This is a genomic window from Streptomyces sp. NPDC127190 (assembly GCF_042672505.1).
Taxonomy (GTDB): Bacteria; Actinomycetota; Actinomycetes; order Streptomycetales; family Streptomycetaceae; genus Streptomyces.
Genome location: NZ_JBHXVE010000010.1, coordinates 17,988 through 31,093, shown reverse-complemented (window position 1 = coordinate 31,093; position 13,106 = coordinate 17,988). Strand labels below are relative to the sequence as shown.

At 72.4% G+C, this 13,106-nt stretch carries 16 protein-coding genes and 2 tRNA genes; 6 read left to right on the top strand and 12 right to left on the bottom strand.

Translation table 11 applies throughout. The features are described 5' to 3' along the window. Positions 1–254 precede the first annotated feature (254 nt). Positions 255–1,481 carry a pyridoxal phosphate-dependent aminotransferase gene (locus ACFVIU_RS17265; RefSeq protein ID WP_385843339.1) on the top strand — a complete coding sequence of 409 codons (1,227 nt, stop codon included), beginning with the start codon at positions 255–257 and terminating at the stop codon, positions 1,479–1,481. Between the two features lie 124 nt (positions 1,482–1,605). Further along, the gene (locus ACFVIU_RS17260; RefSeq protein ID WP_385843338.1) at positions 1,606–2,646 is read left to right on the top strand and encodes an adenosine deaminase; all 1,041 of its coding nucleotides are present in this window, start codon (positions 1,606–1,608) and stop codon (positions 2,644–2,646) included. A gap of 40 nt (positions 2,647–2,686) precedes the next feature. Here the strand turns inward: ACFVIU_RS17260 and ACFVIU_RS17255 are convergent, their stop codons facing one another. Continuing rightward, the gene (locus ACFVIU_RS17255; protein WP_385843337.1) at positions 2,687–3,304 is read right to left on the bottom strand and encodes a TetR/AcrR family transcriptional regulator; all 618 of its coding nucleotides are present in this window, start codon (positions 3,302–3,304) and stop codon (positions 2,687–2,689) included. 143 nt (positions 3,305–3,447) lie between these two features. Here ACFVIU_RS17255 and ACFVIU_RS17250 point away from each other — a divergent pair, with 143 nt between their 5' ends. Continuing rightward, entirely contained in the window at positions 3,448–4,077 is a 630-nt protein-coding gene (locus tag ACFVIU_RS17250; protein ID WP_385843336.1) for an NAD(P)-dependent oxidoreductase, read from the top strand. A gap of 15 nt (positions 4,078–4,092) precedes the next feature. On the opposite strand, the gene ACFVIU_RS17245 is transcribed toward ACFVIU_RS17250, so the two are convergent. The 9 genes from ACFVIU_RS17245 to ACFVIU_RS17205 all read right to left on the bottom strand — a co-directional run bounded on the left by ACFVIU_RS17245 (position 4,093) and on the right by ACFVIU_RS17205 (position 9,284). Further along, the gene (locus ACFVIU_RS17245) at positions 4,093–5,148 is read right to left on the bottom strand and encodes a UDP-N-acetylmuramate dehydrogenase (RefSeq protein ID WP_385843335.1); all 1,056 of its coding nucleotides are present in this window, start codon (positions 5,146–5,148) and stop codon (positions 4,093–4,095) included. 244 nt (positions 5,149–5,392) lie between these two features. Further along, positions 5,393–6,850 carry an MFS transporter gene (locus ACFVIU_RS17240; RefSeq protein WP_385843334.1) on the bottom strand — a complete coding sequence of 486 codons (1,458 nt, stop codon included), beginning with the start codon at positions 6,848–6,850 and terminating at the stop codon, positions 5,393–5,395. An 83-nt stretch (positions 6,851–6,933) separates the two neighbouring features. Then, positions 6,934–7,503, bottom strand: coding sequence for a TetR/AcrR family transcriptional regulator (locus tag ACFVIU_RS17235; protein WP_385843333.1), 570 nt, complete (start codon positions 7,501–7,503; stop codon positions 6,934–6,936). A gap of 122 nt (positions 7,504–7,625) precedes the next feature. Then, positions 7,626–8,054, bottom strand: coding sequence for a MaoC family dehydratase (locus ACFVIU_RS17230; RefSeq protein WP_385843332.1), 429 nt, complete (start codon positions 8,052–8,054; stop codon positions 7,626–7,628). A gap of 7 nt (positions 8,055–8,061) precedes the next feature. Then, complete coding sequence (locus ACFVIU_RS17225) at positions 8,062–8,514, bottom strand: MaoC family dehydratase N-terminal domain-containing protein (protein ID WP_385843331.1); 453 nt, start codon at positions 8,512–8,514, stop codon at positions 8,062–8,064. Between the two features lie 114 nt (positions 8,515–8,628). Next, positions 8,629–8,793 (bottom strand): 50S ribosomal protein L33, encoded by a 165-nt coding sequence (gene rpmG / locus ACFVIU_RS17220; RefSeq protein WP_003948671.1) that lies wholly within the window; start codon positions 8,791–8,793, stop codon positions 8,629–8,631. Between the two features lie 90 nt (positions 8,794–8,883). Further along, positions 8,884–8,956: transfer RNA gene (locus ACFVIU_RS17215), tRNA-Met, on the bottom strand. Positions 8,957–9,002: 46 nt separating this feature from the next. Further along, positions 9,003–9,075: transfer RNA gene (locus tag ACFVIU_RS17210), tRNA-Thr, on the bottom strand. 71 nt (positions 9,076–9,146) lie between these two features. Then, positions 9,147–9,284, bottom strand: coding sequence for a hypothetical protein (locus ACFVIU_RS17205; RefSeq protein WP_385843330.1), 138 nt, complete (start codon positions 9,282–9,284; stop codon positions 9,147–9,149). Between the two features lie 179 nt (positions 9,285–9,463). Here ACFVIU_RS17205 and ACFVIU_RS17200 point away from each other — a divergent pair, with 179 nt between their 5' ends. Both ACFVIU_RS17200 and ACFVIU_RS17195 read left to right on the top strand, forming a co-directional pair. After that, positions 9,464–10,738, top strand: a complete 1,275-nt coding sequence (locus tag ACFVIU_RS17200; protein WP_385843329.1) for an amidohydrolase family protein — start codon at positions 9,464–9,466, stop codon at positions 10,736–10,738. A 96-nt stretch (positions 10,739–10,834) separates the two neighbouring features. Next, positions 10,835–11,491 carry an SDR family oxidoreductase gene (locus ACFVIU_RS17195; protein ID WP_385843328.1) on the top strand — a complete coding sequence of 219 codons (657 nt, stop codon included), beginning with the start codon at positions 10,835–10,837 and terminating at the stop codon, positions 11,489–11,491. A gap of 61 nt (positions 11,492–11,552) precedes the next feature. On the opposite strand, the gene ACFVIU_RS17190 is transcribed toward ACFVIU_RS17195, so the two are convergent. Both ACFVIU_RS17190 and ACFVIU_RS17185 read right to left on the bottom strand, forming a co-directional pair. After that, positions 11,553–11,765 carry a hypothetical protein gene (locus ACFVIU_RS17190; protein WP_385843327.1) on the bottom strand — a complete coding sequence of 71 codons (213 nt, stop codon included), beginning with the start codon at positions 11,763–11,765 and terminating at the stop codon, positions 11,553–11,555. Positions 11,766–11,806: 41 nt separating this feature from the next. After that, positions 11,807–12,031 (bottom strand): hypothetical protein, encoded by a 225-nt coding sequence (locus ACFVIU_RS17185; protein WP_385843326.1) that lies wholly within the window; start codon positions 12,029–12,031, stop codon positions 11,807–11,809. 323 nt (positions 12,032–12,354) lie between these two features. Between ACFVIU_RS17185 and ACFVIU_RS17180 the strand changes: the two genes are divergently transcribed. Further along, positions 12,355–12,924: a DUF4232 domain-containing protein gene (locus ACFVIU_RS17180; protein WP_385843325.1), complete on the top strand. Its 570-nt coding sequence runs from the start codon at positions 12,355–12,357 to the stop codon at positions 12,922–12,924. Positions 12,925–13,106: the final 182 nt, after the last annotated feature.

The window sequence follows — 13,106 nt, the reverse complement described above, 5'->3', positions numbered from 1 at the left end:
CCCCCAACGTACCGCATCCGACCGGGTGCGGGGTGTGCACCGGTTCCGGCAGCGGCTGTTGGTGGCCAACGAGGTGAGAGTGTACGTGGTCCGCGGCCCTGCGTCGAACAGAAAGTGCCCGCCAGGGCGGTGCCGGGCGAAGATCGTCCTGGCCGGGGCCCGGATTCGGACCCGTGTTCACGCATTGACCCCTGGCTGCTCAGTCCGTGAAACCCGTGTGCCGGGGACATTTCCGGTCTGGAACGATGGGCCGCATGAGCGCTGCAACCCCACCCACCGAGCGCCGGGTCTCCGCCCGAGTCGGCGCGATCTCCGAGTCCGCCACCCTCGCCGTGGACGCCAAGGCCAAGGCCCTGAAGGCAGCCGGGCGTCCGGTGATCGGCTTCGGCGCCGGTGAGCCCGACTTCCCGACCCCGGACTACATCGTCGAGGCGGCCGTCGAGGCCTGCAAGAACCCGAAGTACCACCGCTACACGCCGGCCGGCGGCCTGCCCGAGCTGAAGGCCGCGATCGCCGCGAAGACGCTGCGCGACTCCGGCTGGGAGCCCGACGTCTCCCAGATCCTCGTCACCAACGGCGGCAAGCAGGCCATCTACGAGGCGTTCGCCGCGATCCTGGACCCGGGCGACGAGGTCATCGTCCCGGCGCCGTACTGGACGACGTACCCCGAGTCGATCCGGCTCGCGGGCGGTGTCCCGGTGGAGGTCGTGGCCGACGAGACGACCGGCTACCGGGTCTCGGTGGAGCAGCTGGAGGCGGCCCGCACGGAGAGGACGAAGGTCGTGCTCTTCGTCTCCCCGTCCAACCCGACCGGCGCGGTCTACAGCGAGGCCGAGACCGAGGAGATCGGCCGCTGGGCCCTGGAGCACGGCCTGTGGGTGCTCACCGACGAGATCTACGAGCACCTGGTCTACGGCGACGCCGCCGCCGTCTCCCTGCCCGCCCTGCTGCCCGAGCTGCGCGACAAGTGCATCGTGGTCAACGGTGTGGCGAAGACGTACGCCATGACCGGCTGGCGGGTGGGCTGGGTCATCGGCCCCAAGGACGTCGTCAAGGCCGCGACCAACCTCCAGTCGCACGCCACCTCGAACGTCTCCAACGTGGCCCAGGCGGCCGCCCTGGCCGCCGTCTCCGGCGACCTGGAGGCCGTGGCCAAGATGCGTGAGGCCTTCGACCGCCGGCGCAGGACGATCGTACGGATGCTCAACGAGATCGACGGCGTGTTCTGCCCCGAGCCCGAGGGCGCCTTCTACGCCTACCCGTCGGTGAAGGCGCTGCTCGGCAAGGAGATCCGCGGCAAGCGCCCGCAGGACACCGTCGAGCTGGCCGCGCTGATCCTGGAGGAGGCCGAGGTCGCGGTCGTCCCGGGCGAGGCCTTCGGCACGCCGGGCTATCTGCGGCTGTCGTACGCGCTCGGTGACGAGGACCTCGTCGAGGGCGTGAGCCGCATCCAGAAGCTGCTGGCCGAGGCCAGGGACTGACGGTTCGGTTTCCGGACAGGAGCACCTACGGACGTTCGTAGGTGCTCCTGTTCGTTTGTGCGAGCAAGACCACGTCCGGGGAAACGGCTACCGGGACGGCAGGGGCGTACGGCAGGATCTGGGAATGGAGCCTGTACGTGATGTCTCTGAACTGCCGAAAGCCCATCTGCACCTGCACTTCACCGGCTCGATGCGGCCGGGAACCGTCCTGGAGCTCGCCGACAAGTACGGCGTACGGCTGCCCGAGGCGCTGACGGACGCGCTGGTCAGCGGGGAGCCGCCGCGGCTGCGGGCCACGGACGAGCGCGGCTGGTTCCGCTTCCAGCGGCTCTACGACGCGGCGCGCTCCTGTCTGCGCACCCCGGAGGACATCCAGCGGCTGGTCCGGGAGGCGGCCGAGGAGGACCTCCGGGACGGCTCGGGCTGGCTGGAGATCCAGGTGGACCCGACGTCGTACGCGCCCCGGCTGGGCGGGCTGATCCCGGCGCTGGAGGTCATCCTGGACGCGGTGGAGACGACCTCCCGGGACACCGGTCTCGGTATGCGCGTCCTGGTGGCGGCGAACCGGATGAAGCACCCGCTGGACGCGCGCACGCTGGCCCGTCTCGCGGTGCGGTACGCGGACCGGGGCGTGGTCGGCTTCGGGCTCTCCAACGACGAGCGGCGGGGCATGGCGCGCGACTTCGACCGGGCCTTCCACATCGCGCGCGAGGGCGGCCTGCTGTCGGCGCCGCACGGCGGCGAGCTGACCGGCCCGGCCTCGGTCCGCGACTGCCTGGACGACCTGCACGCCGCGCGGATCGGGCACGGGGTGCGCGCGGCGGAGGACCCACGGCTGCTGAAGCGGCTCGCCGACCGGGGCGTGACCTGCGAGGTGTGCCCGGCGTCGAACGTGGCGCTCGGCGTCTACGAGAAGCCGGAGGACGTCCCGCTGCGCACGCTCTTCGAGGCGGGGGTGCCGATGGCGCTGGGCGCCGACGACCCGCTGCTGTTCGGCTCGCGGCTGGCCGCCCAGTACGAGATCGCCCGGCACGCCCACGACTTCACGGACGCCGAGCTGGCCGAGCTGGCCCGCCAGTCGGTACGCGCCTCGGCGGCCCCGGAGGACGTCAGGAGGCGGCTGCTGGCGGGCATCGACGACTGGCTGGCCCACCCGGCCGCCTGACACGGCCGCGCGGCGGATACGGCGTCCTACGGCGTCGGGATCACGCCCCGCCGTCCGGTGCCGCGGCCGAGATTCCGCTCAGCAGTGTCCTGGCGAGGCGGGCGGCGAAGGTGTCGACGGGCGGGCGTTCGCCGCTGTCGGTGGCGTCGTAGGCGAAGGCGCGCTGGGCGCAGGCGCCCAGGAGCAGGGAAGCGGCGGCGAAGGTGTCGGCGTCGGCGCGGACCCGGCCGACGGCCTGCTCGGCGCGGAGGTAGGCGTCCAGGTCCTCGATGGGGCGGTGCGGGCCGGAGCCGAGCCCGCGGAGCACGTCGTCGTTGCGGCGTTTGAGCTGCGGCTCGGCGTACAGGGACGCGGCGATCGGGAAGCTCTGCTCGTAGAAGAGGGCGGCCTGGCGGGCGATGTGGGTGAGGTTCTCCTCCAGGGTGCCCTGGCCGGGCTCGGCGGCGAGGCTGCCGAGCAGCGGGGTGAGGCGGGGCAGCCGTTCGGCGAGGACGCGGACGAACAACTCCTCCTTGCTGGCGAAGTACTTGTAGAGGGCCGCCTCGGAGCAGCCGGCCGCCCGGGCGATCTCCTTGGTGGTGGCGCGGGCGAGGCCGACGGTGAGCATCAGCTCGTGCGCGGCGTCGAGGATGCGGACGCGGGCCGGTCTGGTCTGCACGGGTCGTCCTCTCGGGCGTGGCGGGTGGCTCCGGGCTGGGCCGGCGGCCTGCCGGACTTGACGGGTGAGTGAATGCTTACCCACTCTAGATGCCATGGGGTGAGTGAACACTCACCCACCTCTTCGCAACAGGGGGCGAGGTCATGAAGCTCACCGTTTTCGGCGCCACAGGCGGGGTCGGCAGGCAGCTGGTCCGGCAGGGCCTGGACGCCGGGCACGAGGTCACCGCCGTCGTACGGGACCCGGCCCGGCTCACCGTCACCGGCGACCGTCTGGAGGTCGTCCGCGCCGACCTGACCGACCCGGAGCAGGTGCGCCCCGCGGTCCGGGGCCGGGACGCGGTCCTGTCCGGCCTGGGCGCGCGCAGCATCAAGGACGCCGGGGTGGCCACCCGGCTGACCCGTACGGTCCTGCGGGCCATGGAGGCGGAGGACGTCCGCCGGCTGCTGGTCGTCAGCGCCGCTCCGGTCGGTCCGGCGGCCGAGGACGGCCTGCTGGACCGCGCGCTGCGCGGCGTGGTCTCGGCCATCCTCAAGGACGTCTACGCCGACCTGCGCGCGATGGAGGCCGAGCTGGCCCGCAGCAGCACGGACTGGACCTCGGTACGGCCGCCCCGGCTCCAGGACAAGCCGGTGACCGGCCGCTATCGCACGGTCATCGGCGGCTTCCCACCCAAGGGGCGCTTCCTCGCGCGCGCGGACGTCGCGCACGCCATGCTGTCGATGATCGACGACATGGCGACGGTGAAGCAGGGCGTGGGCGTCGCCTACTGACCGCGCCGGTACGCCTCAGAGGCTGACGCCGACCGTGACCGGCTCGTTGACCAGGGTGATGCCGAAGGCCTCGCGCACCCCGGCGACGACCTCCCGTGCCAGTGCAAGGAGGTCTTCGGTGGTGGCCTCGCCCCGGTTGGTGAGCGCGAGGGTGTGCTTGGTGGAGATGCGAGCGGGCCCGCTGCCGTAGCCCTTGGTGAAGCCCGCCTTGTCGATGAGCCAGGCCGCGGAGGTCTTCGTACGGCCCTCCCCCGCCGGGTAGGCGGGCGGCTCGACGCCCTCCCCGAGCCGCTCGCGCACGCGCGCGTGGAAGGCGGCGAACTGCTCGTCGGTGAGGATCGGGTTGGTGAAGAAGGACCCGGCCGACCAGGTGTCGTGGTCCTCGGGGTCGAGGACCATGCCCTTCCCCGCGCGCAGCTTCAGCACGGTCTCCCGGGCGGCGGCCAGCGGCACGCGCTCGCCGGGCTCGACACCGAGCGCGCGGGCCGCCTCCGCGTACCTGACGGGCGCGGACAGGCCGTCGGCGTCCTCCAGCCCGAAGCGGACGCGCAGCACGACATAGCGCTCGGGGTCGGCCTTGAAGCGGCTGTGCCGGTACGAGAAGCCGCACTCCTCGTTCGTCAGCGTGACGGTCTCGCCGGCGCGCCGGTCGTAGGCGACGACCTCGGTGATGGTGGAGGAGACCTCCTGGCCGTAGGCCCCGACGTTCTGGATCGGGGTGGCGCCGGCCGAGCCGGGGATGCCGGCCAGGCACTCGATCCCGGCGAGCCCGGCCTCGACGGTGCGGGCGACGGCGTCGGTCCACACCTCGCCGGCCGCCAGCTCCAGGGTGCTGCCGCGCAGCTCGACACCGCGGGTGGCGATGCGCAGGGCGGTGCCGTCGAAGCCCTTGTCGCCGATGACGAGGTTCGAGCCGCCGCCGATGAGCAGCAGTGGCGTCCCGTGGTCGTCGGCCTCGCGCACGGCGGCGATCACCTCGGCGTCGGTCACGGCGGTGACGAGCCGCACCGCGGGACCGCCCAGCCGGAAGGTGGTCAGCGGGGCAAGGGGGGCATCGTGAAGTACCTGCACGGCCCCAAGCCTACGAGACCCCTCGGACACCGCCCGCACAGCCGCCGACAGGCCGCGGGCGGTCACGCTAGCTCACGCCAGCTGCGGGCGGTCGTGCCGCTGGGGCGATGGGGGTACCCCCTGCTCGAGCGAAGCCGAGAGCTTGGGGGAGGCACCCGGCCGGCGCCGGCACGCGAAACGCCCCCCCCGGCCCACACCAGCGCCATGGCCACCGCAGTACCGACACGCGTGCCGCCCCGCACCCTCAACGGGACACGGCCTCCGCAACCGGCGCGGGCGCCGCCTCGGCCACCACGGCGGGCCGCACCGTCCGCCGCCCCGGTATCAGCAGCGCCGCGACCGCCGCGAGAGCGACCACCCCCGCCCCCGTCACGAGCGCCGGCCGCAGGCCGTCCACGAAGTTCTGCGGACTGGCGTACCCGCCCTGCGCGGAGAAGATCGACGACATGACGGCGATCCCGAGCGCCCCGCCCACCTCGCGCAGCGCGTTGTTCGCGCCGGACGCGATGCCCTGCTCCTCGGGGCGCACGCTGGACATCACCAGGTTGGCGGCCGGCGCGAAGAACAGGGCCATGCCGACACCGTTGACGATCAGGGCGGGCAGCTGGACGGCGTAGGAGGCGTGCGCGGTGGCCACGGCGGCCATCCAGGCGAGACCGGTGGCCTGCAGGAAGAGTCCCGCGGCGACGACCGGGCGGCCGCCGATGCGGTCGGACAGCATCCCGGCGACCGGCGCGACCAGCATCGGCATACCGGTCCACGGCAGCATCCTGAGCCCCGCCTCGGTGGGCGAGTAGCCGAGCACGCCCTGCATGTACTGGCTGAGCAGGAAGATCGAGCCGAACATGCCCACGAACATCAGCAGGCTGGCCGTGTTGATCCCGGAGAAGGCGCGGGAGCGGAACAGCCGCATGGGCAGCATGGGCTGGGCCGCGCGGGTGCTGTAGAGGACGAATCCGACGAGCAGCGCGCCGCCCGCGAACAGCGAGGTCAGCACGGTGGTGTCGGTCCAGCCGTCGGCGGGGCCGCGGACCAGGCCGTAGACGACCCCGAAGAGCCCGCCGCTGGCGAGCAGCGTGCCGGGCAGGTCGAGGCGGGCGCCGGTGCCGTGGGACTCGGCGAGACGCAGCCGGGCGAGCGGCATCGCGACCAGGCCGAGCGGAACGTTCAGCCAGAAGATCCAGTGCCAGGAGACATGCTCGGTGAGGCTGCCGCCGATGAGCGGCCCGGAGGCGACGGCGAGGCCGTTGACGGCGCCCCAGATGCCGTACACCATGCCGCGCCGGGCGGCGGGCACGGCGGCCGTGAGCAGGGTGAGCGTGAGCGGCATCATCACGGCCGCGCCCACGCCCTGCACCGCGCGGGCGGCGATCAGGGTCCCGATGCCGGGCGCCAGGGCCGCGGCGGCGGAGGCGCCGGTGAAGACGGCGAGCCCGGCGATGAAGAGCCGGCGGCGGCCGAAGCGGTCGCCGAGCGCGGCGCCGGTCATCAGCAGGACGGCGAAGGTGAGCGTGTAGGCGCTCACGGTCCATTCGAGGTCGTCCAGCGCCCCGCCGAGATCCTTGCGGATGGAGGGCAGCGCGGTCGTGACGACGAGGTTGTCGAGGGCCGCCATGAACCCGGCGACGCTGGTGATGGCCAGGGCCCACACGGCTCTGGCCCGGCTCGATCCGGTGGACGGTACTTCGGTCGGATGCGACATCGCTCCCCCAAGAGTGCATCTGATTAGTTATTGATTACTAACTTTCTTGGCCAGGAAAAGGCGCCACGCCTTCCCGGCCCCCGCTACGCCTCGCGGCCCTCCTTGGCCCGGGCCGGCGAGTCCAACCCATCCCACACCCGGTGCCCGGGCGGAAAGCCCATGGCGACCAGACAGTTGATGAGCATGCCGTACGCCAGGAACGTGGTCGTGTCGTTGACGTCGGCGCCGAGCGGCACATGCACGGTGTCCCACAGCCGCATCCAGCCGGCCCGGACCTGCTCCCCGAACTCCCGGTCGCACTCCTGCTCGGCGGCCGCCACGGCGATGTACGTCTGCATCTGCATCAGCAGCACTTCCGGCCGCTCCGCGATGACCTTGGTGTACGCCTCGGCCATGGAGTGCAGGGCCGCTTCGCCCCGCAGTCCCTGTGAGGCTTCCTCGAAGATGCGGATGATGTCCTCCACGCAGCGGTCCGCCGCCGCGAGGAAGATCGCCTTCTTGCCCGGGAAGAGCCGGAAGAGGTACGGCTGCGAAACCCCCACGCGTCTGGCGATGGCCTCGGTGGAGGTGCCGTGGTAGCCACCGCGGGCGAACTCGGCGGTCGCCGCGCGGATGACACTCTCGCGTCGCTCCGCTGCACTCATCCTGGGCATGCGGCCAAGTTAGTACTCAATCACTAACTCGGCAACCAGGTTCCTGCGACGGCAGATGTAAGGGGCGCTCCGCCATGGAGAACGCCCCTTACCCGCACCCCGCAGGGCCACCGGCCGTGCCGTCAGGCCAGCCGTACGACGGCCCGGGACATGCCGAGCACCTTCTGGCCGGCGCTGGTCGCCACCAGGTCCACCCGCACGGTGTTGTCGTCCAGCTTGGCCGCGACCTTGCCGGCGACCTCGATCAGCGCACCCGTGTCGTCGTTCGGGACGACGACGGGCTTGGTGAAGCGGACGCCGTACTCCACGACCGCACCGGGGTCGCCCAGCCAGTCGGTGACCACGCGGATCGCCTCGGCCATGGTGAACATGCCGTGCGCGATGACGTCCGGCAGGCCCACCTCCTTGGCGAACTTCTCGTTCCAGTGGATCGGGTTGAAGTCCCCCGAGGCTCCCGCGTAGCGCACCAGCGTCTCGCGGGTCACCGGAAAGGTCTGGGCCGGCAGTTCCGTGCCGACCTCGACGTCGCTGTATGCGATCTTCGCCGTCATCGGTTCCTCACGCCTCCCCGGCCGCGCGGGCCACGAGCTTCGTCCAGGCGGTCACGACGTGCTCGCCCGCCTCGTCGTACACCTCACCGCGGATGTCCAGGATGTCGTTGCCCGCGAGGCTCTTGATCGCCTCGATGGTCGAGGTGACCGTGAGCCGGTCGCCGGCGTGGACGGGGCGCTTGTAGGCGAACTTCTGGTCGCCGTGCACCACCCGGCTGTAGTCCAGGCCGAGCTGCGGGTCCTGCACGACCTGCGCGCAGGCACGGAACGTGATGGAGAACACGAAGGTCGGCGGGGCGATCACATCGGGGTATCCGTACGCCTTGGCGGCCTCGGGATCCGTGTACACCGGGTTGGTCTCGGCGACCGCCTCGACGAACTCGCGGATCTTCTCCCGGCCTACCTCGTAAGGGGCGGTGGGCGGGTAGGTCCGTCCCACAAAGGACTGGTCGAGCGCCATGGCCCGGCACCTCCTGGATGTTTGCTGTGACGGCCCCAAATTAGCCGGAAGCCGACCGGTGAAACGCCGAGAGGCCGCCCCCTCGGAAGGGGACGGCCTCGCGAACGAGCCTTTTTATCGCGTTTCGCGGTGCGCGGTGTGCGCGTTGCAACGCGGGCAGTGCTTCTTCATCTCAAGACGGTCCGGGTTGTTACGCCGGTTCTTCTTGGTGATGTAGTTCCGCTCCTTGCACTCCACGCAGGCCAGCGTGATCTTCGGGCGGACGTCGGTGGCAGCCACGTGAGTGCTCCTAAGACGAACGGGTGGACTGATTCAACGCAAGAAAGAGTAGCCGATTGAAGGACCGACCCCGCAATCGGCTACTGTCAGTAGCGGTGACCGGACTTGAACCGGTGACACAGCGATTATGAGCCGCTTGCTCTACCGACTGAGCTACACCGCTTTGATGAGATCAGTCCCCGCCTTGCGGCGGGAACCTCTCACACCAGAGCCCCAAAACGGAATCGAACCGTTGACCTTCTCCTTACCATGGAGACGCTCTGCCGACTGAGCTATTGGGGCGAGCGAGGAAGACATTACACGGTCCGCAGCCGTTCACCCAAATCCGTATCCCGGCCCGGCCCGCATCACGATCACCGGCCCTCCCGGCGGCCCCTCGCGCCGCGCCGGACGTCCCGGAATCCCGCGGCGCGGCCGCCCGGGCCGGCGTCCACGGAGGCGGTGTGCGCCGCGTCCACGGAGGCGGTGCGCACCACGCGCGCGGGCGACACGTGTACCGCCTGGGGCGGACCACACCGGTACGACTATTGCGCTCCTACGGGCCCCGCACGGCTCGCCACCCTAGGCTCGACTCGCTCTGCGTGATCTTGGGCGGCGCACGGGCTCGCATCCCTCAGGCCGCCGCCGTCCCGAGCCGTCCCGAACCAGCCCCGGCCCCCCCTGGAGCGCGATGCCCGACAGCCAGCCACAGCCGCAGCCGCCGTCGAACCCGTCGGGCTCCTCCGGTTTCCCGGGCCCGTCCGAGCAGAGCGCCCTGTTGTTGTGCGGGGCGCGGCTCACCGACGGCCGGACGGTGGACGTACGGCTGGGCGGCGGGCGCATCGAGGCGGTCGGCACGGCCGGCAGCCTCGCGCCGGGCCCGCTGCGCACCGGCGCCTCCCGGGTGGACCTGAGCGGCTATCTGCTCCTGCCGGCCCCGGCCGAACCCCACGCCCACGGCGACACCGCCCTGTCCGCCGAGCACCCCGGCCCGGTCTCGTACGCCCCCGAGGACGTCCAGCGGCGGGTCACGGAGGCCGCGCTGCTCCAGCTGGGGCACGGCGCGACGGCGGTACGCGCGCACGTGCGGGTGGGCGACGTCCAGGGGCTCGGCGCACTGGGCGCAGTCCTCCAGGCGCGGCGGTCGCTGCGGGGGCTCGCGGAGCTGACCACGGTGGCGATGCCGCGGCTGCTGACCGGGGTGGCCGGGGCCGACGGGCTCGCGGTGCTGCGGGACGCGGTGAAGATGGGCGCGTCCGTGGTGGGCGGCTGCCCGGACCTGGACCCGGATCCGACCGGCTATGTGGAGGCGGTGCTGGAGGTGGCCTCCGAGCACGGCTGCCCGGTCGACCTGCACACGGACGCCGCCGACCCGGCCCGGCTGTCCCGGCTCGCGGCCATGGCGGGGGGCCTGCGCCCCGGCGTGACGATCGGGCCCTGCGCCGGTCTCGCGCGCCTGCCCGCCGAGGCGGCCGCGCGCGTCGCGGACCAGCTGGCGGCCGCCGGCGTGACGGTGGTGTGCCTGCCCCAGGGCGGCTGCTCCGGCACGGACCGGCGGGGCACGGCTCCGGTACGGCTGCTGCGCGCCGCCGGGGTCCGGGTGGCGGCCGGCAGCGGCGCCCTGCGCGATGCCTCGAACCCCGTCGGCCGCGCCGACCCCCTGGAGGCGGCCTACCTCCTCGCCTCCGCCCACGGCCTGCGCCCCGAGGACGCCTACGACGCGGTGAGCGCCTCCGCGCGGGCGGCGCTGGGGCTGCCGGACGTACGGCTGGAGGCGGGCTTCCCCGCCGAGCTGCTGGCCGTCCGCGGCGACCGCCTGGCCGGCGCCCTCTCCCTGGCCTACAGCCGGATCGTGGTGCACCGGGGCCGCGTGGTGGCCCGCACGAGCGCGGTCCGGGAGTACTGCAACTCGACGACGACAGCAGAACTGGGCCTCCCCCGCCAGGGCCGCGGCGAGCCGTCGTAGGCGGGGCGGGAGGTCGTGAGCGGGATTTCTGCGTCCTCCGGTCACGGCGATCAAGTCATGCGGCGAATGCGGCCATTCGGGCGTACGGTCGGAAACATGCGCATTGTCATCGCTGGTGGTCATGGTCAGATCGCGCTGCGGCTGGAGCGTCTGCTCTCCGCGCGCGGGGACGAGGTCGCGGGGATCATCCGCAAGCCGGAGCAGGGCGACGATCTGCGGGCGGCCGGGGCCGAACCGGTCCTGCTCGACCTGGAGTCCACCACGGTGGAGGGGGTCGCGGCGTACCTCCAGGGCGCGGACGCGGCGGTCTTCGCGGCCGGCGCCGGTCCGGGCAGCGGCACGGACCGCAAGGAGACGGTGGACAAGGGCGCGGCGGTGCTGTTCGCGGACGCGGCCGTACGCGCGGGCGTGCGTCGCTTCGTCATGGTGTCCTCCATGGGCGCGGATCCGGCACACCAGGGCGACGACGTGTTCGACGTGTATCTGCGGGCGAAGGGCGAGGCGGACGCCCATGTGGCCCGCCAGCAGGCTCTGGACTGGACGATCCTGCGTCCGGGTTCGCTGACGGACGAGGCGGGGACCGGCCTGGTCCGGCTGGAGGCGCACACGGGGCGCGGCGAGGTCAGCCGGGACGATGTGGCGGCCGTTCTCGCGGAGCTGGTGGACACGCCGGCGACGGCGGGGCTGACGCTGGAGCTGATCGGCGGCTCGACGCCGGTGTCGGTCGCGGTGAAGTCGATCGCCGGGAACTGAGGGCGGCCGTCGTCCGTTGCACGGGTAGGCCCCCGCTGCCGGCCCGGCGGGGCGTCAGATGTCAGAACAGCGGTAGCTGTCCGGGGAATTCGGGCACGGCGTATCCGTCCAAGGACGGCTGGACCGCGCCCAGTTGTGCCTGCCGTCGGGACCCGGCGCAGGAGACGAGTTCGCCGTGTTCCCGCGCCCCGGGCGGGTCGTGCCGTGCGAAGCGGCCCGCGACGACGGCGATGTCTCGGCGGCACACGGGGCAGGTTCGGCGTCGGGAGGACATGCCGCCAGTGTGCCCCGTACCCGCGCGCGGGTGAACCGCCGTCAGGTCCGCGTCTCCGCTTCCCATCGGTCCGGCCCCACCCCGCGCCAGTCGATCAGGGGCGAGTCGGCCACCTGTTCCGGCTCGATCTCCAGCCCGGCCCGGCGCAGGAACTCGACCAGGTCCCGCACGTTGTGGGCCAGGCCGAGGATCTCGCCGTCCACCCGGACCCGACGGCCGCCGCTCGAGGAGGGCAGGTGCACGACGATCGGACGTTTCCCGGCCATGGCTCCAGCATCGTCCGGACCGCCCGGCCTCGCACCCGGGCCGGTCGGGCGAAGAGTCCCGGCACGGTGTCCGGCCGGCGCGACTCGGCGCACCTTCGGCGCGCGGGCGGGGAACGCCGGTGGCACGCTGGAAGTGCTTCTGCGTGCCCTGACGGCCCTCTGCACAGGTGCGGTCTCTCGTCACCGTTCTGTCACAAGCAGCCGCCGCACGAAACGCCGCCGCTCTCCCACCCTGTCTGGACTCACGTACCACGACCACCCATACCGCGGGCGACAACCAACGACCGAAGCCCGCGGACGACATGACTCAGGGGGACGACACCATGCGTTACAGCAACGGCATTCGCAGGGCGGCGCTGGCGACGACGGCGGCCGCGGGCGTCGCGGCGGCGGTGACCGGCATCCTGCCCGGCACCGCCATGGCGGCGAGCACCACCTCCACCCCGCCGCCCGCCTGCTCGGCCTCCGCCCTTCAGGTCAGCGCCTGGCAGGCCGCCCACCGGCCCGTCGGGACCGGGGTCGGGGCGGCGGTCGTGCAGTTCACCAACGTCTCCCGGACGACGTGCACCCTGAAGGGCCACCCGACGGTCGCGGGCGCCGGCAACGGCTCCCCCGACCACAACGCCCCGCTCAAGGTCACCCCCACCGGCAAGGCGACCACCGTGACGGTCAAGCCGCACGGCAAGGCGTGGCTGAAGCTGACCTTCGTCCAGGTCCAGGGGGAGGCCGACGGCTACTGCGTGTCGGGCGCGAAGCCGGTGGCGTACCCGACGATGGTCATCGGGCTGCCGCACACCGGGAAGCACCAGGTCGGCCTGAAGGACGGGGGGCTGTGGGCCGAGTGTGACAACAAGGTGACCGCCACCGCGGTCTCGTCGGTCAAGCCTTCCTGACCCACCGTCCATCAGCGCAGGTCGGCGACTCGGTGCACCTTCGGTGTGCCGAGTCGCCGCCTGTGCTGATCCAACTCCGGGCACGGACAACGACAAAGGCCCCCGGGGGGGGGGCCCCCGTTAGACACCGGGGAGGGGGGGGCGGGGGAGTTAAACTGTTCGACCCTGTGGGGGTGGGTTAA